This is a genomic window from Streptomyces sp. KR80 (assembly GCF_052245555.1).
GTDB lineage: Bacteria > Actinomycetota > Actinomycetes > Streptomycetales > Streptomycetaceae > Streptomyces.
In genome coordinates this window covers 11674-35240 of record NZ_JBQQCD010000018.1, presented here as the reverse complement: position 1 = coordinate 35240, position 23567 = coordinate 11674, and the positions used below count along the sequence as shown (strand labels likewise).

Genomic DNA, 23567 nt, shown 5'->3' with positions numbered 1-23567 from the left:
CCCTGAGCGTGGCAGACGTGAGAGACGAACACGGCGCGGGGCCTGCCCGGGACCCGGAGCAGGCCGCGGGCAAGCCCCGCGCGAAGAGCGAGCAGACCCGCGAGCTGATCCTCGAAACGGCCATGCGGCTCTTCGAGGAACGGGGTTACGACCGCACCACCATGCGCGCCATCGCCAAAGAGGCGGGTGTGTCGGTCGGCAACGCGTACTACTACTTCGCGTCCAAGGAACACCTCATCCAGGGCTTCTACGACCGGATGGCGCAGGAACACACGCTGGCCGCGCGGGCCGCCCTCGCGGGGAGGACCGACTTCGCCGAGCGGCTCGACATCACGCTCACCACCTGGCTCCGATGCGCGGCGCCGTACCACGAGTTCGCCGCCCAGTTCTTCCGGAACGCGGCCGACCCCGACAGCCCGCTCAGCCCCTTCTCGGAGGAGTCACACCCGGCGCGATCGCTGTCCGTGGCCCTTCACCGCGATGTGCTGATGGAGTCCGATCTCGCGCCGAAGATCGACGACGAACTCGCCGAGTTGCTCCCCGACATCCTGTGGCTGCACCAGATGGGCATCGTCCTGTACTGGGTCTTCGACCGCACACCGGGCTGCGAGCGCACCCACCAGTTCGTCCAGCGGTGCACGCCCATGGTCGCCCGGCTGGTCGGCCTCTCCCGCTACCGGGTATTCCGCCCGATCGTCCGGGACGCCAAGCAGCTCATCCGCGACTTCATCGTCCCGGTCGCCGCACGCGTCCCGAAGCCCTGACCGGAGGGTTCAGGGGGTCCAGTAGTTGTGCGTGACCACGACCATCGACTGGCACGCTGGCGGAGTAGTAGTCCGTGCTGCTGGGCGTGGTGGTGAGCATCTTCTTCCACAGCGCGTCCAGCCCTCCTGGCTGCCGTGCGACGTAGAGGTGGTCGGCGTCGGCGGCGTAGACCTCGACCCGTCGCCGAGCAGAGCGACGGCTCCGGCGGGCGGTGGGTCAGGGTGCGATGCCCACGCCGGGAATCCGACTCCACTCCCTCTCCTGGGCGGCCGTGAGGGCCGGCCAGTCCAGTTCTCCGGGTCGCGGATTCACGCGCGAGGCGTAGGGGGGAGGAAGGAAGCCGGGCTGGTAGAAACAGCCGGTTCCGTACGTGGCGTCGAAGGCGGAGCAGGACGCCGCAATGGATGACGCCGTGGGCTTTGTGCCGGTTCGTACCCATCTGTCAAGCGCGGCAATGGAGTTGGCGTACTCGGATGTGCTCAGCGCGCTGTGCTCGCTCTCCTGCGTATATGTCTGCACAAGGTGCTGGTCCCGGCCCGCGCCCTGCAGGCTGGCCCGATAGGCCGCCTCGTGCTCGACGAAGGCTGTCGGGTCGTCGATCGCGTGGAGGGTGAGTACGGGAATCGAGACCTTGCCGGTGATGTCGCTGTCGTAGGACAGATCCCGCACGGCGGAAGGATCGGCCGAGAACCGTTCCACACCGGCGTTGAGGGCCTCGTCGTCGTGAGATCCGGAGTAGCGCACGCCCTGGTTGCTGAAGGGGTTACGTCCGCCGAGCCTGCTGTGGACGATGTCCCGGAACGTGAAGGTCGCGAACCTCAGGTGGGACTCCAGTGTCCGTTCCGGGATCCGGGTGACAGCGAGAATGTCGTCGAGGTTGCGCTGCTGCGCAGCCGTCCGGTCCTGCGGAGCCGAGGCGTATCCGGTGCACTCCTGCAGCCTGGCGCGCAGGCCGCTGCTCGTCATCGTCGAGCCCTCTCGCAAGCCCATCCACAGGGGGTACTGGGGCTCGGAGGGCCGCGGGTGGTTCTTGCAGTAGTACTGGTAGACGACGCGCAGATCCACGCGGTAGTCGTAGCCGCGTGAGCCGCCCCCGAGGACACCGTTGGTGAGCAGCGCGCCGTCGTACGGCCCGTTCTCTTGTGAGGCGTATGTCTCAATGGCCTTGGCGGCAACGTTGCCACCCCAGGACTGACCGTGGATGTACGTCGTCTTCGGCTTGCGGAACTCCCGCACGAACAGGCGCCGAAGATTTTCGGTGTCGGCGGCCGCCATCCTGGTTCCGTAACCGCCTCGGCGATACGACGAACCGGCCCACGCATACCCCTGGTCCACCATGACGGACCAGCGTTCGAGATCCTCAATGCTGCGCTGCGGATCGGATTCCGGGCCCAGGTCCGGGCCACCGTGGGCGTGCATGATCAGCGAGCCGTTCCATTCCTCGGGAATGGCGATCGCGTAGTAGGCGCCATTGGCATCCCGGCCCGTATAACACGTGGCCTTTGTCGCCAGATTGGCTGGACAAGCAGTGGATCCGGCCTCATCGGCCGCGGCGGGGAGAACGGGACCGGCGACCGCGGTGGCCACGACCACAGCGATGCCGCCCGCGAATGCAGTAGACCGTCGTCGGTGGAATGTGAACCCGGTACACCCCCGCCGCGGCGCTTTCCACGGTCTCGGCTGTCTCGCCATGGGCCGGCCTCCTTCGGTCTCCGGGCGCACTGTCGCGCGGAGGGCTAGGTCCTGTCCGGTCGATCAGGCCGGATCAGCGAGGCGCGGTGCCAGGGCACGCGAGCCCGGCATGATCGGCCGGACAGGACCTAGAGGCTAAGCGGGGGCGGACCGGCGTTCGAGTGCCTGGCCATTGAGTTCATACTGTTCACTACCGACGAGGAACCACGCGCGCGTGTTGTGCCGAGCTCAGCCCTTGACGCAGATGACCTGCTTCAGCTTCGCGATGACCTCCACCAGGTCCGTCTGTTGCTCCATGACCTGCTCGATCGGCTTGTACGCGCCCGGGATCTCGTCCACGACGCCCGAGTCCTTCCGGCACTCCACGCCACGCGTCTGGTCCTCCAGGTCCCGCGTCGAGAAACGCTTCTTCGCGGCGTTGCGGCTCATCCTGCGACCCGCGCCGTGCGAGGCGGAGTTGAACGACGCCTCGTTCCCGAGGCCCTTGACGATGTACGAACCCGTCCCCATGGAGCCGGGGATGATCCCGTAGTCGCCCGAGCCCGCCCGGATCGCACCCTTCCGCGTCACCAGCAGGTCCATCCCCGCGTAGCGCTCCTCGGCCACGTAGTTGTGGTGGCAGGAGATGACGGGCTCGAAGGTGACCTTCGCCTTCTTGAACTCCCTGCGGACGACGTCCTGGAACAGACCCATCATGATCGCGCGGTTGTGCTTCGCGTACTCCTGCGCCCAGAAGAGATCGTTCCGGTACGCCGCCATCTGCGGAGTGTCCGCGACGAAGACGGCGAGGTCCCGGTCGACCAGACCCTGGTTGTGCGGCAGCTTCTGCGCCTCACCGATGTGGTACTCGGCCAGCTCCTTGCCAATGTTCCGGGAGCCGGAGTGCAGCATCAGCCAGACCGAACCCGCCTCGTCGAGACAGAGTTCGACGAAGTGATTGCCCGATCCGAGCGTTCCCATCTGCTTCGTGGCCCGCTCCTGACGGAACTTGACCGCTTCCGCGACCCCGTCGAACCGCCCCCAGAAGTCGTCCCATCCCGCCGTCGGGAAGCCGTGCAGCCGCCCCGGATCGACCGGGTTGTCGTGCATCCCGCGCCCCACCGGGATGGCCTGCTCGATCTTCGAGCGGAGCCGGGACAGATCCCCGGGAAGGTGCTGCGCGGTCAGCGAGGTCTTGACCGCGCTCATCCCGCAGCCGATGTCCACGCCCACCGCCGCCGGGCAGACCGCACCGTGCATCGCGATCACCGAACCGACGGTCGCGCCCTTGCCGTAGTGCACGTCCGGCATCACGGCCAGGCCCTTGATCCACGGCAGCGTCGCCACGTTCTGCAGCTGCTGCATCGCGACGCCCTCGACGGTCGCCGGGTCGGCCCACATCCGGATCGGCACCCGCGCGCCAGGCACTTCGGTATGCCCCATGACTCCCCCCAATTCCCCCGAAAAGCAGAAAACGCAAAAGCCGGACTTACCGCCAGATTCACTCCAGGGAACCGGCAGGCGCGGCGGTACGTGCGATACACATTGTGTCCATCGGCCGCAGAACGGCGGCAACCAGTTTTCACCCGGAGGGAGCCGGTGACCGTGCAGCGAAGGCCGTACGTAGCGGGTGCCGCCCTGGCCGCCATGCTGCTCGCCGCGGGACTCACCGGCTGCACCGGCGACGAGGAGGCAGGTTCCCCGCAGGACTCCAAGCCCGGGGGTCCCGCCGCGACCGAGCCCGCCGCCGAGCCGGGTAGGTACCGCACCCTCCCCGAGCCCTGCGGCGCCGTCGGCCGCGGCACACTGCGCGCACTGCTCCCCGGCGTGGACGCCCTCGAGGGGCAGGAGCGCGAGAAGGCCTACGACGGCCAGGCGGCCATCACCTTCGACACCGACCGCCGCGTCGGCTGCCGCTGGAAGGCCGATTCCCCGGCGGGCAGCCGCCACCTCTCCATCGACCTCGAGCGCGTCGTGTCCTACGAGCGGTCCCTCAGCGACGACGACCGCGCCCAGGAGCTGTACGGCAAGAAGGCCACGGCCGCCGGCATCCCAGCCCTCAACTCCGCGGAAGACGAAGACGACAAGTCCTCGGACTCCGCGTCGGCCTCCGCCACCGAGTCCGCCGCGCGCCTGGCCGATCAGGACGGCGCGGACGACAAGGGAGGCAAGCAGGGCAAGGGGGTCAACGAGGTCAAGGGCGACTCGGCGGACCATGGGAAGGACATGGACCAGGGCCTCGACGGTTCCGGGACCCCGTCCGACAGCGCCGGGACGGCCCCTCGCCCCCTCGACGACCTGGCCGATGCCGCATACCTCGACGACCGCCTGGTCACCGCCGACTCCGGCGTCCACCGGGACATCACCCTCGTCTTCCGTGTGGCCAATGTCCTGGTCACGGTCGAGTACGACCAGTGGTCCGCAGTCCAGGCCGATGTCCCCGACAGCCAGGACCTGCAGAGCAAGGCCCAGCGCCTCGCCCGGGAACTGGCCGACACCTTCAGCGAATAGCCTGGCGGATGCCGGGAGACGACACAGACGACAGAGACGACAGATGAGCCAAGGAATCATGCACATAACACCCCCGCGACTCGCCCGCCTCCTCGCCTGCGCAGCCGTCGTACCAGCGATGCTCGTCACGAGCTGCTCCCTCGGCCCCGACTCCAAGGACTCGGCGTCGGGCGACGCCTCCGCACCGGCCAAGTCCAGTACCCCGCCGACCGTGGCGCCCGCGAAGTACGCCAAGCTGCCGCAGCCCTGCTCGGTCATCGACAAGAAGATGATCGGCGACCTGGTCCCGAAGACGAAGGAGAAGTCCGGCACAGCCGGCAAGTCCGCCGACCTCAACACCCGCGGCACCTGCTCCTGGAACGGCCTCGACGGCTTCCAGTACCGCTGGCTGGACGTCTCCCTCCAGCGCTTCGACTCCGACCCCACCCTCGGCAGCGGCGACAGCCGGGCGCGGTCCTACTTCGCCAAGCAGGTCGAGAGCGTGAAGGCCGCGCGGGGCGCCAAGGGCCTCAAGTCCGGTACGGCCGCGGGCATCGGCGACCAGGCGACGACGGTGACGTATGAGGCGAAGAAGGACGGCGACACGTTCAAGAACCAGACGGTCGTGGCCCGTTCGGCCAACGTCGTCGTCACGCTCAACTACAACGGCGCGGGTTACGAGGACGCCAAGCCCCCCAAGACCGCCGACATGCTCAAGGACGCCAGGATCGCCGCCGAAGCGGCTGTGGCCGCCGTGGCGGACGGCAACAAGTCCGCCGCCGGCTGAGCATCTGACCGCCCGCCCAGCCGGACCGCCCGCCCAGCCGGACCGCCCGCTCGGCCGGACAGACCCCCTCAAACACCTCGAACGACAGCACGGCGTCCGCGCTCCGTCCGGACCCGGGCGCCGCGGCACGGGCAGGTGTGCCAGGCTGTGCGGCGCCGGGTGCCGAGGCTGTAGTTGTTGGAGGGGACCGCGGGATGGCCGCGACGAGAACGACGAAACTGACACGAACACACCGAATACTCGTCGGGGTGGTCGTCATCGGAGCGATCGTGATCGCGGCGATCGGATTCGCCGGGTCCTACGCCGCCGTACGCGACCTCGCGCGAGAGAAGGGCTTCGGCGCATTCTCCGTCGTCTTCCCCATCGGCATCGACGCCGGGATCGTCGTCCTCCTCGCCCTCGACCTGCTGCTCACCTGGATCCGCATCCCCTTTCCGCTGCTGCGGCAGACCGCCTGGCTGCTCACCGCCGCGACCATCGCCTTCAACGGCGCCGCCGCCTGGCCCGACCCGCTCGGCGTCGGCATGCACGCGGTGATCCCGGTCCTCTTCGTCGTCTCCGTCGAGGCCGCTCGGCACGCCATCGGCCGGATCGCCGACATCACCGCCGACCGGCACATGGAGTCGGTACGCGTCGCCCGCTGGCTGCTCGCCTTCCCCTCCACCTTCCGGCTCTGGCGAAAGATGAAGCTGTGGGAGCTGCGCTCCTACGAAGAGGTCATCAAGCTCGAACAGGAACGCCTCGTCTACCGCGCGCGGCTGCGCGCCCGCTACGGCCGCGCCTGGCGCCGCAAGGCCCCCGTGGAGTCCCTGATGCCGCTGCGGCTGGCCCGCTACGGCGTGCCGCTCACGGAGACCGGCCCGGCGGGCCTGGCTGCTGCGGGGATCGAACCGGCCGTGCTGCCGGCTGCGGCCGCCGGGCAGCCCGCGAACGCCTCGCCATCGCCGTCTCCGTCCCCGGAGCTCGCCGGGCGGACGGGGGAGCCCCGGTCGCTGCCCGCGGGGGCGTACGGCGCACCGGACGGCGCGGCGCAGCTGAACGGCGGCCAGGCGGCCGTACAGCCCCAGCCCGGGCCCCAACAGGAGCCGCAACTGGAGCCCCAGCCGCAGCCCGCGGCGACCTACGCGGCCGAAGCCGCCGCGCCCCACGTCACGGTCCCGGTCGGACCGGGCCGCTACCGCACCCTGGGCCAGGCCCAGCCGAACGGCCACTCCGCGTTCGTACCGTCGCCGCGGGCCACCCATTCCACGCCGGAGCAGCAGCTCTTCATCGAGCCCGCGCCCACCGCGGAGGAATACCCGGCGCCCGAACCCGACGCGGACGACGACCCCGTCGGCATACCCGACGGGATGCCCCGCGAGGACATGTACTTCGCGGCGTACCGCCAGTTCGCTGGGGAACAGGGCACCTTTCCCACCGCCCGCCAGCTCTCCCGCGCCCTCAACGACCGCTTCGGCGTGACCAACAGCGACGGCAGCCTGCTCAGCGAGAGCTACCTCCGCTCGTACATGCGCGAGTTCCGCGACCGCTACAAAGCGGAGATGGGCATGGCCGGCTGAGCCGCTGGTGTGTGGGCGGCGGCGTTTACGCCCCCAGAAGCTTGCGCACGCGGTCCGCGCCGACCGCCAGGAGGAGAGTCGGGAGCCGCGGCCCCGTGTCGCGCCCGACGAGCAGTCGGTACAGCAGCGCGAAGAAGGACCGCTGCGCCACCTTCAGCTCCGGCGTCGGCTTGGCGTCCTTCGCCAGCCCGGCCTGGATCTTCGGCACGCCGTAGACCAGCGCGGTGAGCCCGTCCAGCGACCAGTGGTCGTCCAGCCCCTCGAGCAGCAGCCGCAGCGACTCGCGCTCGAAGTCGCCGAGCGAGGCCAGCAGTTCGGTGTCCGGCTCCTCGCGGACGCGCGTACGGGACTCGGCCGGGACCTGGGTGGTGATCCAGCGCTCGGCCTTGTCGAGCCGGGGCCGGGTCTCGTCCAGCGACCCGATCGGGTCGGTCGGGTCGAGATCGCGCAGGATGCGCAGCGTCTGCTCGTCGTGCCCGGTGGTGATGTCGACGACGGAGGCGAGGGTGCGGTACGGCAACGGGCGCGGGGTGCGCGGCAGCTCCCCGGCGGCCGTGCGCGTCGCCCTGCTGTACGCGGCCGTGTCCGCCGGCTGCGCACTGCCGTCCGTGACCTTCCGCTCCAGCGCGTCCCACTCGTCGTACAGTCGCTGGATCTCCTGGTCGAAGGCGATCTTGAACGACTGGTTGGGCTTGCGCCGCGCGTACAGCCAGCGCAGCAGCGGCGCCTCCATGATCTCCAGCGCGTCGGCCGGGGTCGGCACCCCGCCCTTGGAGCTCGACATCTTGGCCATGCCGCTGATGCCGACGAACGCGTACATCGGCCCGATGGGCTGCTCGCCGCCGAAGACCTCCTTGACGATCTGCCCGCCGACGACGTACGACGACCCCGGCGAGGAGTGATCGACGCCGGACGGCTCGAAGATCACGCCCTCGTACGCCCAGCGCATGGGCCAGTCGACCTTCCAGACCAGCTTGCCGCGGTTGTGCTCGGAGAGCCGTACGGTCTCGGCGTGCCCGCAGGCGCAGGTGTACGACAGCTCGGTGGTCTCGTCGTCGTACGCGACCACCGTCGTCAGGTCCCGGTCGCAGACGGAGCAGTACGGCTTGTACGGGAAGTAGCCCGCCGCCGCCCTGCCGTCGTCCTCGGTCGCGGCGCCCGAGCCCTCGGCCGCGGCCTCGGCGGCAGCGGCGTCGGCCTCGTCCAGCTTGCCCTTCTGCTGCTGCTTCGGCTGCGCCTTCTTCTTCGCCTCCGCGACCTTGTCCTTCGTCCGGTAACGGTCGAGGACGGCGTCGATCCGCTCGCGCTCGCGCATGGCGAAGAGGATCTGCTCACGGTAGGCGCCGGAGGTGTACTTCTCGGTCTGGCTGATGGCCTGGACCTCGATGCCGAGCTCCTCGAGCGCCGCCAGCATCGGCGCCTTGAAGTGTTCGGCCCAGTTCGGGTACGAGCTGCCGGGCGGGGCGGGGACGGTGGTCAGCGGCTTGCCGATGTGCTCGGCCCAGGACGGGTCGATGCCCACCGGGACCTTGCGGAACCGGTCGTAGTCGTCCCAGGACAGGATGTGCACGCAGTCGTATCCGCGCCGCCGGATCTCGTCGGCGACCAGGTGCGGGGTCATGACCTCGCGGAGGTTGCCGAGGTGGATCGGCCCGGACGGGCTGAGGCCCGAGGCGCAGACGATGCCCGGAGCGGAAGCGACCGATTTCACTGCGCCGGGGGCGCGGCGCTCCGCCTCGGCAATGACCTCGTCCGCGAACCTGGAGACCCAGTCGGTCTCGGTGCTCTGAGCCACGATCGGCACTTCCTTCTTGTCTCTGCTCGAAAGCCTGGCGCCCCCATTGTCCCAGACCACAATTCACTGGCGGTGCCATGGGATACTGGCGGAATCCCCTTCCACCCGACGGAACGGTACGTAACTCATGGCCTCGGTTCCCTCCCTCGCCGCTACGGTCCACCAGCGCGTCGCGGACGCCCTCTCGGCTGCCCTGCCGGAGGCCGGCGCCGCCGACCCGCTGCTGCGACGCAGCGACCGGGCGGACTTCCAGGCCAACGGCGTGCTGGGCCTGGCGAAGAGGCTGAAGGGCAACCCGCGGGAGCTGGCGGCGAAGGTCGTCGAGGCCCTGCCGTCCGACGACGTCCTGGCGGGCGTCGAGGTCTCCGGCCCGGGCTTCCTCAACATCACGATCACGGACTCCGCAATCACCTCCACGCTCGCCGCGCGGGCGGCGGACGACCGACTGGGCGTCCCGTACGCGGAGAACCCCGGCACCACGGTGATCGACTACGCCCAGCCGAACGTGGCCAAGGAGATGCACGTCGGACACCTCCGCTCGACGGTGATCGGCAACGCGATCGTGCAGATCCTGGAGCACCGCGGCGAGACGGTGATCCGCCGCCATCACATCGGCGACTGGGGCACCCAGTTCGGCATGCTCGTCCAGTACCTGATCGAGCATCCGCACGAGCTGGACCACGAGTCGGACGCCGCCGCCGGAGACGGCGAGGGCGAGGCCGCCATGGCTCGCCTCAACCGCCTCTACAAGGCCTCCCGGGTGCTCTTCGACTCCGACGAGGAGTTCAAGGAGCGGGCCCGCCGCCGGCTGGTGGACCTCCAGGCCGGTGACGCGGAGACCCGCGCCCTCTGGCACAAGATCGTCGACGAGTCGAAAATCTACTTCCAGGGCGTGTACCACAAGCTCGACGTCGAGATCCGCGACGCGGACGTCGTCGGCGAGAGCGCCTACAACGACGACCTGATGAACGTCGTCAAGGACCTGGAGGAGAGCGGGGTTGCGGTCCGCTCCGAAGGTGCCCTCTGCGTCTTCTTCGACGACGTCAAGGGGCCGGACGGCAAGCCGACCCCGCTGATCGTCCAGAAGTCCAACGGCGGCTTCGGCTACGCGGCCACCGACCTCGCGGCCATCCGCGACCGCATCGGCACGCTGAAGGCCGACTCGCTGCTGTACGTGGTGGACGCCCGCCAGGCCCTCCACTTCCGGATGGTCTTCGAGACGGCCCGCCGGGCGGGCTGGCTCCCGGACGAGGCGGCGAAGCAGCTGCCCTTCGGCACCGTCCTGGGCAAGGACGGCAAGCCGTTCAAGACGCGTGCGGGCGAGACGGTCCGGCTGATCGACCTGCTGGACGAGGCGATCGAACGGGCCGCGGTGGTCGTCGCCGAGAAGGCGCCCGAGCTGACGCCGTCGGAGGTCGCCGAGCGCGCGGCGCAGGTCGGCATCGGCGCGGTGAAGTACGCGGACCTGTCCACGTCGATGTCGCGCGACTACGTCTTCGACCTGGACCGGATGGTCTCGCTGAGCGGCGACACCAGCGTGTACCTCCAGTACGCCTACGCCCGTGTCCAGTCCATCAAGCGCAAGGCGGGCGGCATCGAGCCGGTCGCCCACCCGGACCTCCCGCTGGCCCCGGCCGAGCGGGCCCTGGGTCTGCACCTCGACGACTTCGCCGACACGCTGGCGAGCGTCGCCGAGACGTACGAGCCGCACAAACTGGCCGGGTACCTCTACCAGCTGGCCTCGCACCTCACGACCTTCTACGACCAGTGCCCGGTCCTGAAGGCCGAGGGCGGCCCGACGATGGTCGAGAACCGCCTCTTCCTCTGCGATCTGACGGCTCGTACCCTCCGCCAGGGCATGTCCCTGCTGGGCATCCGCACCCCAGAGCGGCTCTGACCGTACGAGGCGCACGCGACGCATGCAGCGCAAGAGCCCTCGCCGTTCCGGTCGGAACGGCGAGGGCTCGGTCGTTCAGCCGGCGAAGTTGACGCCGAAGAGCGGGGTGCCGCTAGCGGATACACCCACCGTGGAGGTGTAGACGGAGACCGCACCCGTGCTGCTGATCGTGGTGCCGTCGGACGTGAGCGCGTAGACGGCACCGTTCCAGCCGTTCTCCCCGGAGGCGCCGATCGTCAGATCGGCCTTGCCGTCGCCCGTGAGGTCGGCGAGGTGGACATCGGAGCCGAAGCGGTCGTCCGTCTCGTTGGCGTTGGGGACGCCTGGGGTGGCCTGGCTGAAGAACTGGGCGCCTGCCCCGGTGATGCCCGAGCCGTCTGCCGCGCCGTACAACACCGTGACCGAACCGGCGTTCTTGACGCCGTCCAGGTCCTCACTGGCCGCACTGACGGCGAGGTCCAGGTGACCGTCGCCATTGACGTCGCCCAGGTGCAGCTCATTTCCGAAGCGGTCGCCCTTCTCGGAGCTGCCGGGAACGCCGGGGCTGTCCTGGGAGATGGAGGTACCGGCGCCCGGCCCCAAGGCTGAGCCGTAGATGATGTTGACCTTGCCGCCGTCGCCGGCACCGGGAACGCCGGTGTCGCTGTCCCAGTCCATGCCGATGACGATGTCGCCGTAGCCGTCGCTGTTGGTGTCACCGATGTCGGTGATCAGACCTGCGGGCAGCTTCTTGGCGCCGCTGGTGGTCACGCCGGACGCCGAGCCGGGCAGGTAATAGTTGGTGTTCCAGCCTTCTTCGCTGGTGGTCTCGTAGCCGTCGACGACCAGGTCGGCGATGTCGTCACCGTTGACGTCGCCCGAGTGGAGGTTGAACTCACCGGCGTCGCCACCGCTCAGGATGGCCGGGCGCACGGTGTAGAGCCCGCCCGTGCTGCCGGCGGACTTGCCGAAACCGCCGCGATAGATGCGGATGCTGGCAGAGCTGGAGCCGATCGCGAGGTCGGACTTGTCGTCGCCGTTGAAGTCGGCGGCCTCCAGAACAAATCCGAACCGGTCGTGCTGGGTCGGCGCCGGATCCGCGACGGTTGTGCCACCGGACAGGCCGTTCGCCGAGCCCCAGATGATCTGGACCGTACCGCCGTCGGTGTCACCGGAGACGTCCTCGAACGGCGCGCCGACGGCCAGGTCGGTGTACCCGTCGTTGTTGAAGTCGGCGGCCGAGGTGTCGTGACCCCAGAAGTCACCGCTCTCGGCGGTGCCGGGGACGCCCGAACTGTCTTGGCTCAGAACCGTGCGCTTGGCGCCCGAGACACCATTCGCGGAGCCGTACAGGACAACGACCTGCCCGGCCTTGGACTTGCCGTTGACGTACGCGCCCGGGGCGGAGACCGCGAGGTCCCGGTAGCCGTCGCCGTTGAAGTCCGCCGTCGGGCGAGCGCCCTCGGCGGCCGCGTTGCCCACCGTGGTGGCGAGCAAACCACTGGTGAGGGCCGCGACAGCGGCGGTGGCAAGCGCCGTACGGAAGTGCTTGTGCATGCGGATTCTCCTGAAATTCGCCTCGCGTTGGTCCGCGATTGGCGATCAGGAGACGCCCGACGGGACACAAGGGTTGTACGAGACCGGAGAGACTCCGGAAAGATCGCTTTCGGGGGTTCGCGGAACCGCCGGGGTTCTCGGATGGGGAACAATCCCGTCGAATTGCAACCCTCCGGTCTTGCCGGTCGTCCCACCTGTTGTATCCGCACTCGAAACCTGGGGGATGAAATGCGACGGTGGGGCACTGCACTGGCCGCACTCGTGCTGGCAACCGCCGGGCTGTCGGTCACGACGGCATCGGCCACAACTGCCACGGCACCCGCTGCCAAAGCACCCGCGAAGACCTGCGAGACCGCCTGGGGGAGCGGCATCAAGACCGACTTGGACACCAGTTACCGGCCACTGGTGGATATCAGGACCGGCCGACACACCTGTTACGACCGAATGGTCCTCGACGTCCGCGGCTCGGGCGCCGGGCCCATCGGCTACTCCGTCCGCTACGTGGACAAGCTGTACCAGGACGGTTCGGGCGAGCCCATTCCGGTCCGCGGCGGAGCAATTCTCGAGATCCGGGCGGCGGCGCCGAGCTACGACCCGGAAACGCACGAAACGACGTATCCGGGGCGGGCCGGAGAGCCACTCCCTGGCGTGAACATCGCCGGGTACCGCACCTTCAAGGACACCCGGTTCGCGGCCAGTTTCGAGGGCGACACCCAGATAGGACTCGGCGTTCGCGCCCGACTGCCGTTCCGGGTCATCCAGCTCTCCGACCGACTCGTGGTCGACGTGGCCCACTCCTGGGGGACCGGACGCTGACTCCGGGACGGCCGACGGCGGCGCCCGGAACCGAGCGCCGCCGTCGTCAGCCCGACCGCCCTGCGGGGGTGGCGATCTCCGCGAACTCGCACCAGACGATCTTGCCGGGGTTGCGCTCGCCGACGCCCCACTTGTCGGCCAGCACCTCGACGAGCAGCAGGCCGCGGCCCGACTCGTCCCCTTCCCCGGCATCGGGGATGCACGGGTGGCCGTCGCCGCTGTCGTGCACTTCGACACGAAGCGGGCCGCCCACGCCATCGAGGAACAGACACAGCTTGAAGCCACGCCCCGGCGGCACCCCGTGCAGCAGCGCATTGGTGGCCAACTCGCTCACGCAGAGCACTACGTCGTCCGATCGATCGCCGAATCCCCAGTCAGCCAGTGCCCGCCGGGCGAATCCCCTGGCAGCGGGCACGGACCGACGGTCCCGGCGGTAGAACTTCTCGCGGACATACGGGGGTTGGGTGGCGCCATTCATGGCACCACGGTCGCTCTCCGTGACTACAGTGGACCAGTGCGCGAACCCGTACGGATTGTTTGTACGGGTTGACCGTGAGTAATGCGCGGACAGGGGTGGGGAGTTGGTCGGCATGCACCCACGGAAGAGGAAAAACGCGTCAGCCGTACGACTCGTAGGCGCCCTGGCGGCCCAGTTCCGCCGCTCGGCCCGGCTCACACAGCGGGAGCTGGCCGAGCGACTGTGCCTGCACGAGGAGACCATCGCCTCGATCGAGCAGGGCAGACGCCCGCTGAAGCTGGACCTCGCGGAGGACCTGGACCGGGTGCTGGAAACGAAGGGCGCCCTGGCGGTCGCGGTGGAGAACATGCCAGAGGTGGACAAGTTCCCGGTGTGGGCGGCGGAGTTCATCGACTACGAGCGGGAGGCGATCGCCCTTTCCTCGTACGAGAACCAGGTCGTCCCCGGCCTGCTACAGAGCGAGGCCTACGCCCGCGCGGTGTTCCGTAACGAGATTCCCCTTCTCAGCGAGGAGGAAATTGAGCATCGCGTCGCGGCCCGTATCGAGCGCCAGGACATCCTGCACCGCAAGGTTCCGCCGAACGCCAGCTTCGTCATCTCCGAGGCTGTACTGATGGACCGCCTCGGTGGCGACGAGGTGTACAGAGAGCAGCTGCAGCACCTGCGCGAATGCGCCGACCTGCCGGGCCTCTCCCTCCAGATCATGCCGTTCGGCAGGCAGACACACGCCGGGATCTCCGGGCCCTTCGTCCTGCTGGAAACCCCCGAACACGAGCTGCTCGCTTACGCCGAGACCCAGCGCGGCAGCCAGCTGATTTCTGACGCAGATGAGGTCAGCATCCTCACCAGGAAGTATGCGATGCTGCGGACACAGGCCCTCAACCCCGAAGATACGAAGGACCTGTTGGACCGGCTGCTAGGAGAGCAATGAACGACGCACTGGAGTGGTTCAAGTCCAGTTACAGCACCGAGCAGGGCGGCAACTGCGTCGAAGTCGCCTACGCCTGGCGCAAGTCCAGCTACAGCGGCTCCGAGGGCGGCGCCTGCGTCGAGGTCGCCGCCCACCCCGCCGCCGTCCACGTCCGCGACTCCAAGGACCCGGACGGCCCCGTCCTCACCTTCACCCCCGAAGCCTGGGCGTCCTTCACCTCCACGCTCGACTCCCGCGAGGTCTGAGCGAATAGCTCACGCTGCCCGGCCGCGTGATCCCCTCCGCGCCGGGGAACCGGGCTGTCGGCCCGTCGCCGCGAAGGAGCGGCCCGTCTGGGACGAGCGGCGCCTTCGGCCGCCGCCGTTGGCACCCGGGCGCGGCTGCTCGGTGGCCGGAGCCGTGACCGTGACCGCGACGCCGGTCGGAGTTCTGGCACCCGTGATACGAACGAGCTCAGCGTCACCGGAGTGCACCGTGACAACCTCGGGAGTGATCCCGGCATCAACCATGATCCGGCTCATGTCACGGCGCTGGTGTGGCAGGACCAGAGTGACGACCCTCCCGGACTCACCGGCGCGGGCCGTGCGCCCGCCGCGGTGGAGGTAGTCCTTGTGGTCGGCCGGCGGGTCGATGTTGACCACGAGGTCGAGATCGTCCACATGAATGCCCCGGGCGGCCACGTTGGTGGCGATCAGCGCCGTGACGTGTCCCTGTTTGAACTGGTCGAGCGTGCGCGTGCGACGGGGCTGGGACTTGCCGCCGTGCAGCGCCGCTGCTCGTACGCCGCTGGCCAGCAGCCGCCGCACGAGCCGGTCGACGGCGTGCTTGGTGTCGAGGAACATGATCACTCGGCCGTCACGGGCGGCGATCCGGGTGACGGTGGCCTGCTTGTCCCCGTCCGCGATGTGCAGGAGGTGGTGCTCCATCGTGCTGACCGCGCCGGCGGACGGGTCGACCGAGTGGACGACCGGGTCGGCCAGGAAGCGGCTGACCAGTTCGTCGATGTTCCGGTCGAGGGTCGCGGAGAAGAGCATCCGCTGGCCGTCGGCGGGCACCTGCCGGAGGAGGGCGGTGACCTGCGGCATGAATCCCATGTCGGCCATTTGGTCGGCCTCGTCGAGCACGGTGATGCGTACCTGGTTCAGCTCGCAGTCGCCGCGCTCGATGAGGTCCTTGAGCCGCCCGGGAGTGGCCACGACGACCTCGGCGCCCGCACGGAGTTCCCCGGCCTGACGGCCGATCGACAAGCCGCCGACCACCGTGGCCAGCCGAAGCTGGAGTCTCCGGGCATAGGGAGTCAGGGCCTGGGTGACCTGCTGGGCGAGTTCTCGGGTGGGGACCAGGACGAGGGCGAGCGGCCGACGGGGCTGTGCCCGGTGTCCGGCGGTGCGGGCGAGCAGCGCGAGGCCGAAGGCCAGGGTTTTACCGGAGCCGGTGCGTCCACGGCCCAGTACGTCACGGCCGGCGAGGGCGTTCGGCAGGGTCGCGGCCTGGATGGGGAACGGCACCGTCACGCCTTGGCGGCTGAGCTCGTCCGCCAGCGCCTGCGGCATGTCCATATCAGTAAAGGAGCCGACGGCGGGCAGTGCGGGAGAGGCTTCAGTCGGCAGCGCAAAATCACTCTGCCCAGAAGCCACCCCGCGGTGGCGAGCGGGTGCGGCGAGTTGCGAACGAGGCTTTCGGGTGGAGCGGGCACGACGATTCACGGGGGGAGGAACCTTCCTCGGGACGACGGCGCGTACCGGTGCGGAGTCCTCTCCAGCGGAGCCGGACGGAGAATTGCGGGAACGGGCCGGTAGACCGGTAGATGGGAATACCTGGCACGGTTCAGCGAAAATGTGCCATTGAGGTTTCAGAAATGGCGGCAAGCGCGAGGGCCCGCACCCATCAGGTGCGGGCCCTTGCTGTGTGGCGTACAGGCTCAGGCGGGGACGATGTTCTCGGCCTGCGGGCCCTTCTGGCCCTGCGTGACGTCGAACGTGACCTTCTGGCCTTCCTGGAGCTCACGGAAGCCCGAGGTGGCGATGTTCGAGTAGTGGGCGAAGACGTCGGCGCCGCCGCCGTCCTGCTCGATGAAGCCGAAGCCCTTTTCCGCGTTGAACCACTTCACGGTGCCGGTGGCCATATTAATCTCCTTCGTAGGGGAAGCAGTACCGGAACCCGCACTGCACGGATTCCACGTCGCCGCGATGACCCCATCCGATGAGATCGGAAAAACAAAAAAGCACCTGAAGGTCACATACCGTCAGGTGCCAAAGTTCATGGGTACCACAACTGCAACTAAGGACAATGTAGCACACCTCTTCGCGGGATGCGGATTTCTCCTGATGGGTCGCATGTGCTTCCCGCCCGAGCAGGCGGTGTGCGACGCTGAGCAGACCGCCGTACGCCCGACGTACGCCATCACTCCCCCTGCCGAGGCCCCCATGCGCTGCATCATCGCCGGCTACCCCTTCAATCTGACCGCGAGCGAGGTGGAACAGACGATGCGCGGCGTGAGGCCCGAACCGATCACCGGCGAGTCCGTCAAGATCGGTCGCTCCACCTACCCGGTCATGCAGGTCGGGGCGCTGGTCACCCGCCAGGACCGCCGCGACTTCAGCGCCCGTGAGGTGACCCGGGCCATGAAGCGCCTGGGATTCACCTGCCTCGCCGCTCCCACGCCCCCGCCTGCGCCTACGCCTGCTCCCGGCGCCGGCCTCTGGGGCGACACCATGTATCCCGACGTACTCCCGGTCGTGCCGCCCCCCGGCCCGCCGCCCTCGAAGCCGAGCTTCGGCGGCTGACCAGCGGGCTGCGATCAGCGGGCTACGCGCCGCGCTGCAGCCGCTGCGCGACCTCCGTCGCCCAGTAGGTCAGGATGAGGCCCGCGCCCGCGCGCTTGATGCCCGTCAGCGTCTCCATGATCGCGCGGTCGCGGTCCAGCCACCCGTTCGCGGCGGCGGCCTCGACCATCGCGTACTCGCCGGAGATCTGGTACGCCGCGACCGGCACGTCCGTCTCGTCCGCGATGCGGCGCAGCACATCGAGGTACGGCAGCGCGGGCTTGACCATCACCATGTCGGCACCCTCGGCCAGGTCCAGCGCCAACTCACGCATCGCTTCCCGGGCGTTCGGCGGGTCCTGCTGGTACGTCTTGCGGTCGCCCTTCAGTGACGAGGCCACCGCCTCGCGGAAGGGCCCGTAGAAGGCCGACGCGTACTTGGCGGTGTAGGCGAGGATCGAGACGTCCTGGTGGCCGCCGCCGTCCAGGGCCTCGCGGATCACTCGGACCTGACCGTCCATCATGCCGCTGGCGCCGACGACATGGACGCCCGCGTCGGCCTGGACCCGCGCCATCTCGGCGTAGCGCTCCAGCGTCGCGTCGTTGTCCACCCGGCCCTCGGCGTCCAGCACCCCGCAGTGGCCGTGGTCCGTGTGCTCGTCCAGGCACAGGTCGGACATGATCACCAGCTCGTCGCCGACCTCCGCCCGTACGTCCCGGATCGCGAGCTGCAGAATCCCCTGCGGGTCCGTCCCCGGCGAGCCGATCGCGTCCTTCTTCGCCTCCTCCGGCACGCCGAACAGCATGATGCCGCCGACGCCCGCCGCGACCGCCTCGGCCGCGGCCTTCCGCAGCGTGCTGCGGGTGTGCTGAACGACTCCCGGCATCGTGGAGACCGGCACCGGCTCGCCGATGCCCTCCCGTACGAAGGCGGGGAGGATCAGTTCGGCCGGGTGCAGCCGGGTCTCGGCGACCATGCGGCGCATGGCGGGGGTGGTGCGCAGCCGCCTGGGCCGCGCGCCGGGGAAGGATCCGTAAACGCTCAACTGCGCCTCCTTCGCGAGCCCGGTCGGCGCTCGCTCGGCCGGGTGACGTGTTCACCTGCCTCGACGGCCGCCGCCCGGCGCTGTGCGCCGAACGCCGCGAGTGCCTCGGCCAGCTTGTGCACCGACGGCTCGGGCGAGAGGACGTCGACCCGCAGGCCGTGCTCCTCCGCCGTCTTGGCGGTGGCCGGGCCGATGCAGGCGATGACGGTGACGTTGTGCGGCTTGCCCGCGATCCCGACCAAGTTCCGCACCGTACTCGACGAGGTGAACAGCACGGCGTCGAATCCGCCACCCTTGATGGCCTCGCGGGTCTCGGCCGGCGGCGGCGAGGCGCGCACGGTCCGGTACGCCGTGACGTCGTCCACCTCCCACCCCAGCTCGATGAGGCCTGCGACCAGCGTCTCCGTCGCGATGTCGGCACGCGGCAGGAAAACCCGGTCGATCGGGTCGAAGACCGGGTCGTACGGCGGCCAGTCCTCCAGCAGCCCGGCCGCCGACTGCTCGCCGCTGGGCACCAGGTCCGGCTTCACGCCGAAGTCCACCAGCGCCTTGGCGGTCTGCTCGCCGACCGCGGCGACCTTGATGCCGGCGAAGGCGCGCGCGTCCAGGCCGTACTCCTCGAACTTCTCCCGTACGGCCTTCACCGCGTTCACCGAGGTGAAGGCGATCCACTCGTAGCGCCCGGTCACCAGGCCCTTGACCGCCCGCTCCATCTGCTGCGGGGTGCGCGGCGGCTCGACGGCGATGGTCGGCACCTCGTGCGGCACGGCGCCATACGAACGCAGCTGGTCGGAGAGCGACGCCGCCTGCTCCTTGGTCCGCGGCACGAGGACCTTCCAGCCGAAGAGCGGCTTGGACTCGAACCAGGACATCCGGTCGCGCTGGGCAGCGGGGGCGCCGTGCTCGCCGACCACGGCTATGACCGGCTGCCCGCCGTCCGGCGAGGGCAGCACCTTCGCGGCCTTCAGGACCTGCGCGATCGTGCCGAGCGTGGCGGTCCAGGTGCGCTGACGGGTCGTCGTACCGGCGACCGTGACGGTCAGCGGGGTCTCCGGCTTGCGCCCGCCGGCGACCAGCTCGCCCGCCGCGGCCCCGACCGACTCCAGCGTGGTGGAGACGACGGCGGTCGCGTCACTGGCACCGATCTCGGTCCAGCAGCGGTCCGAAGCCGTACGGGCGTCGATGAAGCGGACGTCCGCGCCCTCCGCGGAGCGCAGCGGCACACCGGCGTACGCAGGAACGCCCACGGCCGTGGCCACCCCCGGCACCACCTCGAACGGGATGCCCTCCGCGGCGCAGGCGAGCATCTCCTGACCTGCGTCGCCGTCCAGTCCGGGGTCTCCTGAGACCGCACGGACGACCCGCTTGCCTCCCCGGGCGGCCGCCATGACAAGATTGGCCGCATCTCGCAAGGCGAGCCCCGCCGTTGAGGTTGACGGTTCGTCATGCTCCGGCTGCGGGATGTCCACGCCTGCCCTCGCGTGCTTGCGGACCACGTCGAGCACCGGCGGGTCGGCGACCAGAACGTCGGCGTCGGCGAGCGCCTCGACGGCGCGCAGCGTCAGCAGTCCCGGATCTCCGGGTCCGGCACCCAGGAAGGTGACGTGACCGAGAGCAGCGTGCGGTGCTCTTGCAAGATGTGCGGCGGTGGGGCTCAAAGTGCTCGCTCCCCCATAAGACCGGCCGCACCCTTGGCGAGCATCTCGGCGGCCAGCTCGCGGCCGAGAGCAAGGGCGTCCTCATGAGACGCGGGTACGGGACCGGTGGTGGACAGCTGCACCAGCGTCTTGCCGTCGGTGGTTCCGACGACGCCACGCAGGCGCATTTCGGTGACAACCTGCCCGTCGGCCAGAAGGTCGGCCAGGGCGCCCACGGGCGCGCTGCAGCCGGCCTCCAGGGCGGCGAGCAGGGAACGCTCGGCCGTCACGGCGGCCCGCGTGTGCGGGTCGTCGAGCTCGGCGAGACGGGCTGCGAGGTCCGCGCTGGACGCGGCACATTCGATCGCCAGGGCCCCCTGGCCCGGGGCGGGCAGGACGACGTCGACGGGCAGCTTCTGCGTAGCCTCGTCGATCCGCCCGATCCGGGTCAGCCCGGCGGCGGCGAGGACCACGGCATCCAGCTCCCCGGAGCGCACGTATCCGATGCGGGTGTCGACGTTGCCCCGGATCGACACGGTCTCGATGTCGGCGCCGAGGGTCCGGGCCCAGGCGTTGAGCTGCGCCATGCGGCGGGGCGAGCCGGTGCCGATCCGCGGGACGTGCTTGGGGGAGCCGACGGCCAACTGCTCGAAGGTGAGGCCGTCGCGGGCCACGAGCACGTCACGCGGGTCCTCACGCGGCGGCACGGCGGCGAGCGTCAGCTCCTCGGGCTGCGTGGTCGGCAGGTCCTTGAGCGAGTGCACGGCGAAGTCGACGTCGCCGCGGAGCACGGCGTCGCGCAGCGCGGTGACGAAGACACCGCTGCCGCCGATCTTCGCGAGGGACTCGCGGGAGGTGTCGCCGTAGGTGGTGATCTCGACCAGTTCGACTGGGCGGCCGGTGAGCTTGCGGACGGCCTCGGCGACCTGGCCGGACTGGGCCATCGCGAGCGTGCTGCGCCGGGTTCCCAGTCTCAGTGCTTCGGTGGTGCTCATGTTCCGTGCTTCGGTGGTGCTCATGGCCGCTCCCGTTCGGGGCCGGCGCCGTCGGCCCGGCTGACGGCGGCGACCGCCTGCGGGTCGAGGTCGAACAGTTCGCGCAGCGCGTCGGCGTACCCGGCGCCGCCGGGCTCTCCCGCGAGCTCCTTGACCCGCACGGTGGGCGCGTGCAGGAGTTTGTCGACCACGCGCCGAACGGTCTGGGCGATCTCGGCGCGCTGCTTGTCGTCCAGTTCGGGGAGGCGGCCGTCGAGCCGGGCGATCTCACTGGTGACGACGTCCGCGGCCATGGTGCGCAGGGCGACGACCGTGGGTGTGATGTGGGCGGCGCGCTGCGCGGCGCCGAAGGCCGCGACCTCCTCGGAGACGATGGTCCGGACGTGGTCGACGTCGGCGGCCATCGGCTCGTCGGCGGAGGCCTCGGCGAGGGTCTCGATGTCGACCAGGCGCACGCCGTCGAGGCGATGCGCCGCCGCGTCGATGTCGCGCGGCATCGCCAGGTCGAGCAGGTGGAGCCGGGGCGCAGCACTGCCCGGCCGGGCGGTGGCGGATGCCGTAGTCACCTCGGCGTCGGCTGCGGCATCGGCCGCGTCCGTACGGACCGCGACCGCGGCCTCGACGGCACCGACCGTCAGCACCAGCCCGGTGGCCCCGGTACAGGAGATGACGACCTCGGCGTGCGCCAGCTCGTCGCCCACGGAGTCCATCGACACGGCGCGCACGCGCGGGGCCGGGTGGTCGCCCACCGCGAGCAGCCCGGTGGCGAGCGCGTCGGCGAGCCGTTCGGCACGCTCCGCCGTCCGGTTGGCGATCACCAGCTCGGTCACCCCGGTCCGGGCGAGCGTGGTCGCGGCGAGCGACGACATGGAACCCGCGCCGATCACCAGGGCGCGCTTCCCGGCCGCCCACTCCTCCACCGACGAGGGCAGGGCGAGCTGCTGCAGCCCGAAGGTCACGAGCGACTGCCCGGCCCGGTCGATTCCGGTCTCGCTGTGCGCGCGCTTCCCCACGCGCAGGGCCTGCTGGAACAGATCGTTGAGCAGGCGGCCCGCGCTGTGCAGCTCCTGCCCGAGCGCGAGGGCGTCCTTGATCTGACCGAGGATCTGTCCCTCGCCGACGACCATCGAGTCCAGGCCGCACGTCACCGAGAAGAGATGGTGGACGGCGCGGTCCTCGTAGTGCACATAGAGGTACGGGGTGAGCTCCTCGAGGCCGACGCCGGAGTGCAGCGAGAGCAGCGTCGACAGCTCTGCGACACCGGCGTGGAACTTGTCCACATCGGCGTAGAGCTCGACGCGGTTGCACGTGGCGAGCACTACGGCCTCCGCCGTGGGCTCGGCGGCGAGCGCGTCCTGCAGCAGCTTGCCCTGCGTTTCGACGCCGAGGGCGGCCCGCTCCAGCACGCTCACCGGAGCGCTGCGGTGGCTCAGTCCGACGACCAGGAGACTCATGCAGGCATCACGGCGGGCACATCCCCGTCGGGTCCCTTTCTGCCACCGTCCGCCCCGGCACGGACGGACGGCGCGGCCTCTTCGGTCGCGGGCACCTCGAGTGTCTCGGCGGCGCCCTCCTCACCGGCCTTCCGCTGCTCGTGGAAGGCGAGGATCTGGAGCTCTATCGACAGGTCGACCTTCCGTACGTCCACCCCGTCGGGCACGGACAGCACGGTGGGCGCGAAGTTCAGAATCGAGGTCACGCCGGCGGCGACGAGCCGGTCGCAGACCTGCTGCGCGGCGCCGGCCGGAGTCGCGATGACACCGATGGAGACGCCGTTCTCGCTGATGATCGACTCGAGCTCGTCGGTGTGCCGGACGGGCAGCCCGGCGACCGGCTTCCCGGCCATCGCGGGGTCGGCGTCGATCAGGGCGGCGACGCGGAAGCCGCGGGAGGCGAAGCCGCCGTAGTTGGCGAGCGCGGCGCCGAGGTTACCGATGCCGACGATGACGACCGGCCAGTCCTGGGTCAGCCCGAGCTCGCGGGAGATCTGGTAGACGAGGTACTCGACGTCGTAGCCGACCCCGCGGGTGCCGTACGAGCCGAGGTACGAGAAGTCCTTGCGCAGCTTGGCGGAGTTCACCCCGGCCGCGGCGGCCAGCTCCTCCGACGAGACCGTGGGCACCGAGCGCTCGGACAACGCGGTGAGCGCGCGCAGATACAACGGAAGCCGGGCGACGGTGGCCTCGGGAATCCCTCGGCTTCGGGTCGCCGGTCGGTGTGTTCGGCCAGTTGCCACGGTGCTCCTGCGGGTAGAGCGAGGCTGCGAGCGGTCACACGTCCCGGGACCGCTCCGTCGACAGCAGGCTATGTCTTTGTGAACGCGTGCACAAAGATGGTGTCCGCTTTGTCCGAGCAAAGTGATCGGGGTCACGCATATCGACCGCGTGACCGCGGAACTGC

Annotated in this window: 21 protein-coding genes; 9 read left to right on the top strand and 12 right to left on the bottom strand. The window is 69.8% G+C overall.

Annotation, left to right across the window (positions count from 1 at the left end; translation table 11 throughout):
• Positions 1-8: 8 nt before the first annotated feature.
• Positions 9-764 (top strand): TetR family transcriptional regulator, encoded by a 756-nt coding sequence (locus ACTWQI_RS23150; protein ID WP_443273354.1) that lies wholly within the window; start codon positions 9-11, stop codon positions 762-764.
• A 217-nt stretch (positions 765-981) separates the two neighbouring features.
• Here the strand turns inward: ACTWQI_RS23150 and ACTWQI_RS23145 are convergent, their stop codons facing one another.
• Positions 982-2352: a hypothetical protein gene (locus ACTWQI_RS23145; protein WP_443273352.1), complete on the bottom strand. Its 1371-nt coding sequence runs from the start codon at positions 2350-2352 to the stop codon at positions 982-984.
• A 333-nt stretch (positions 2353-2685) separates the two neighbouring features.
• Positions 2686-3879 carry an RtcB family protein gene (locus ACTWQI_RS23140; protein ID WP_443273350.1) on the bottom strand — a complete coding sequence of 398 codons (1194 nt, stop codon included), beginning with the start codon at positions 3877-3879 and terminating at the stop codon, positions 2686-2688.
• Positions 3880-4035: 156 nt separating this feature from the next.
• Between ACTWQI_RS23140 and ACTWQI_RS23135 the strand changes: the two genes are divergently transcribed.
• The 3 genes from ACTWQI_RS23135 (at position 4036) to ACTWQI_RS23125 (ending at position 7272) form a co-directional block, all read left to right on the top strand.
• Positions 4036-4947, top strand: a complete 912-nt coding sequence (locus ACTWQI_RS23135; RefSeq protein ID WP_443273347.1) for a hypothetical protein — start codon at positions 4036-4038, stop codon at positions 4945-4947.
• A gap of 58 nt (positions 4948-5005) precedes the next feature.
• Entirely contained in the window at positions 5006-5713 is a 708-nt protein-coding gene (locus tag ACTWQI_RS23130) for a DUF3558 domain-containing protein (protein ID WP_443273345.1), read from the top strand.
• 194 nt (positions 5714-5907) lie between these two features.
• Positions 5908-7272, top strand: coding sequence for a DUF2637 domain-containing protein (locus tag ACTWQI_RS23125; RefSeq protein ID WP_443273343.1), 1365 nt, complete (start codon positions 5908-5910; stop codon positions 7270-7272).
• 25 nt (positions 7273-7297) lie between these two features.
• On the opposite strand, the gene lysS is transcribed toward ACTWQI_RS23125, so the two are convergent.
• A complete protein-coding gene (lysS, locus tag ACTWQI_RS23120) occupies positions 7298-9076 on the bottom strand; it encodes a lysine--tRNA ligase (protein ID WP_443273341.1) in 1779 nt (592 codons plus the stop codon).
• 118 nt (positions 9077-9194) lie between these two features.
• Here lysS and argS point away from each other — a divergent pair, with 118 nt between their 5' ends.
• The gene (gene argS, locus ACTWQI_RS23115; RefSeq protein ID WP_443273339.1) at positions 9195-10964 is read left to right on the top strand and encodes an arginine--tRNA ligase; all 1770 of its coding nucleotides are present in this window, start codon (positions 9195-9197) and stop codon (positions 10962-10964) included.
• A gap of 75 nt (positions 10965-11039) precedes the next feature.
• Here argS and ACTWQI_RS23110 read toward each other — a convergent pair whose 3' ends face one another.
• The gene (locus ACTWQI_RS23110) at positions 11040-12500 is read right to left on the bottom strand and encodes a VCBS repeat-containing protein (protein WP_443273338.1); all 1461 of its coding nucleotides are present in this window, start codon (positions 12498-12500) and stop codon (positions 11040-11042) included.
• A 228-nt stretch (positions 12501-12728) separates the two neighbouring features.
• On the opposite strand from ACTWQI_RS23110, the gene ACTWQI_RS23105 reads away from it, so the two are divergent.
• The gene (locus tag ACTWQI_RS23105) at positions 12729-13316 is read left to right on the top strand and encodes an AMIN-like domain-containing (lipo)protein (protein ID WP_443273337.1); all 588 of its coding nucleotides are present in this window, start codon (positions 12729-12731) and stop codon (positions 13314-13316) included.
• Between the two features lie 46 nt (positions 13317-13362).
• On the opposite strand, the gene ACTWQI_RS23100 is transcribed toward ACTWQI_RS23105, so the two are convergent.
• Entirely contained in the window at positions 13363-13794 is a 432-nt protein-coding gene (locus tag ACTWQI_RS23100) for an ATP-binding protein (protein WP_443273335.1), read from the bottom strand.
• A gap of 112 nt (positions 13795-13906) precedes the next feature.
• Here ACTWQI_RS23100 and ACTWQI_RS23095 point away from each other — a divergent pair, with 112 nt between their 5' ends.
• Both ACTWQI_RS23095 and ACTWQI_RS23090 read left to right on the top strand, forming a co-directional pair.
• A complete protein-coding gene (locus ACTWQI_RS23095; protein ID WP_443273334.1) occupies positions 13907-14725 on the top strand; it encodes a helix-turn-helix domain-containing protein in 819 nt (272 codons plus the stop codon).
• Positions 14722-14970, top strand: a complete 249-nt coding sequence (locus ACTWQI_RS23090) for a DUF397 domain-containing protein (protein ID WP_443273333.1) — start codon at positions 14722-14724, stop codon at positions 14968-14970. Before ACTWQI_RS23095 ends, ACTWQI_RS23090 begins: the two co-directional genes overlap by 4 nt.
• 9 nt (positions 14971-14979) lie before the next feature.
• On the opposite strand, the gene ACTWQI_RS23085 is transcribed toward ACTWQI_RS23090, so the two are convergent.
• Entirely contained in the window at positions 14980-16431 is a 1452-nt protein-coding gene (locus tag ACTWQI_RS23085) for a DEAD/DEAH box helicase (protein WP_443273332.1), read from the bottom strand.
• Between the two features lie 215 nt (positions 16432-16646).
• Entirely contained in the window at positions 16647-16850 is a 204-nt protein-coding gene (locus tag ACTWQI_RS23080; protein WP_020871138.1) for a cold-shock protein, read from the bottom strand.
• 301 nt (positions 16851-17151) lie between these two features.
• On the opposite strand from ACTWQI_RS23080, the gene ACTWQI_RS23075 reads away from it, so the two are divergent.
• The gene (locus tag ACTWQI_RS23075) at positions 17152-17511 is read left to right on the top strand and encodes an SCO5918 family protein (RefSeq protein ID WP_443273506.1); all 360 of its coding nucleotides are present in this window, start codon (positions 17152-17154) and stop codon (positions 17509-17511) included.
• 22 nt (positions 17512-17533) lie between these two features.
• Here the strand turns inward: ACTWQI_RS23075 and hemB are convergent, their stop codons facing one another.
• The 5 genes from hemB to ACTWQI_RS23050 are packed head-to-tail and all read right to left on the bottom strand — an operon-like array spanning position 17534 to position 23403.
• Positions 17534-18535: a porphobilinogen synthase gene (gene hemB / locus ACTWQI_RS23070; protein ID WP_443273330.1), complete on the bottom strand. Its 1002-nt coding sequence runs from the start codon at positions 18533-18535 to the stop codon at positions 17534-17536.
• Entirely contained in the window at positions 18532-20193 is a 1662-nt protein-coding gene (locus ACTWQI_RS23065; protein WP_443273329.1) for a uroporphyrinogen-III synthase, read from the bottom strand. The genes hemB and ACTWQI_RS23065 overlap by 4 nt, the downstream gene beginning before the upstream one ends.
• Positions 20190-21191: a hydroxymethylbilane synthase gene (gene hemC / locus ACTWQI_RS23060; RefSeq protein WP_443273327.1), complete on the bottom strand. Its 1002-nt coding sequence runs from the start codon at positions 21189-21191 to the stop codon at positions 20190-20192. The genes ACTWQI_RS23065 and hemC overlap by 4 nt, the downstream gene beginning before the upstream one ends.
• On the bottom strand, positions 21188-22621 hold the full coding sequence (locus ACTWQI_RS23055) for a glutamyl-tRNA reductase (protein ID WP_443273325.1): 1434 nt from the start codon (positions 22619-22621) through the stop codon (positions 21188-21190). Before ACTWQI_RS23055 ends, hemC begins: the two co-directional genes overlap by 4 nt.
• Positions 22618-23403 (bottom strand): redox-sensing transcriptional repressor Rex, encoded by a 786-nt coding sequence (locus tag ACTWQI_RS23050; RefSeq protein ID WP_443273324.1) that lies wholly within the window; start codon positions 23401-23403, stop codon positions 22618-22620. Before ACTWQI_RS23050 ends, ACTWQI_RS23055 begins: the two co-directional genes overlap by 4 nt.
• Positions 23404-23567 lie beyond the last annotated feature (164 nt).

Excerpts from the sequence above, each read along its gene's own strand:
- ACTWQI_RS23080 (WP_020871138.1), bottom strand. The coding sequence starts at position 16,850 with ATGGCCACCGGCACCGTGAAGTGGTTCAACGCGGAAAAGGGCTTCGGC.
- argS (WP_443273339.1), top strand. The coding sequence starts at position 9,195 with ATGGCCTCGGTTCCCTCCCTCGCCGCTACGGTCCACCAGCGCGTCGCG.
- ACTWQI_RS23125 (WP_443273343.1), top strand. The coding sequence starts at position 5,908 with ATGGCCGCGACGAGAACGACGAAACTGACACGAACACACCGAATACTC.
- ACTWQI_RS23110 (WP_443273338.1), bottom strand. The coding sequence starts at position 12,500 with ATGCACAAGCACTTCCGTACGGCGCTTGCCACCGCCGCTGTCGCGGCC.
- ACTWQI_RS23075 (WP_443273506.1), top strand. The coding sequence starts at position 17,152 with ATGCGCTGCATCATCGCCGGCTACCCCTTCAATCTGACCGCGAGCGAG.
- ACTWQI_RS23090 (WP_443273333.1), top strand. The coding sequence starts at position 14,722 with ATGAACGACGCACTGGAGTGGTTCAAGTCCAGTTACAGCACCGAGCAG.
- ACTWQI_RS23095 (WP_443273334.1), top strand. The coding sequence starts at position 13,907 with ATGCACCCACGGAAGAGGAAAAACGCGTCAGCCGTACGACTCGTAGGC.
- ACTWQI_RS23105 (WP_443273337.1), top strand. The coding sequence starts at position 12,729 with ATGCGACGGTGGGGCACTGCACTGGCCGCACTCGTGCTGGCAACCGCC.
- hemC (WP_443273327.1), bottom strand. The coding sequence starts at position 21,191 with ATGAGCACCACCGAAGCACGGAACATGAGCACCACCGAAGCACTGAGA.
- ACTWQI_RS23100 (WP_443273335.1), bottom strand. The coding sequence starts at position 13,794 with ATGAATGGCGCCACCCAACCCCCGTATGTCCGCGAGAAGTTCTACCGC.
- ACTWQI_RS23055 (WP_443273325.1), bottom strand. The coding sequence starts at position 22,621 with ATGAGTCTCCTGGTCGTCGGACTGAGCCACCGCAGCGCTCCGGTGAGC.
- ACTWQI_RS23130 (WP_443273345.1), top strand. The coding sequence starts at position 5,006 with ATGCACATAACACCCCCGCGACTCGCCCGCCTCCTCGCCTGCGCAGCC.
- ACTWQI_RS23140 (WP_443273350.1), bottom strand. The coding sequence starts at position 3,879 with ATGGGGCATACCGAAGTGCCTGGCGCGCGGGTGCCGATCCGGATGTGG.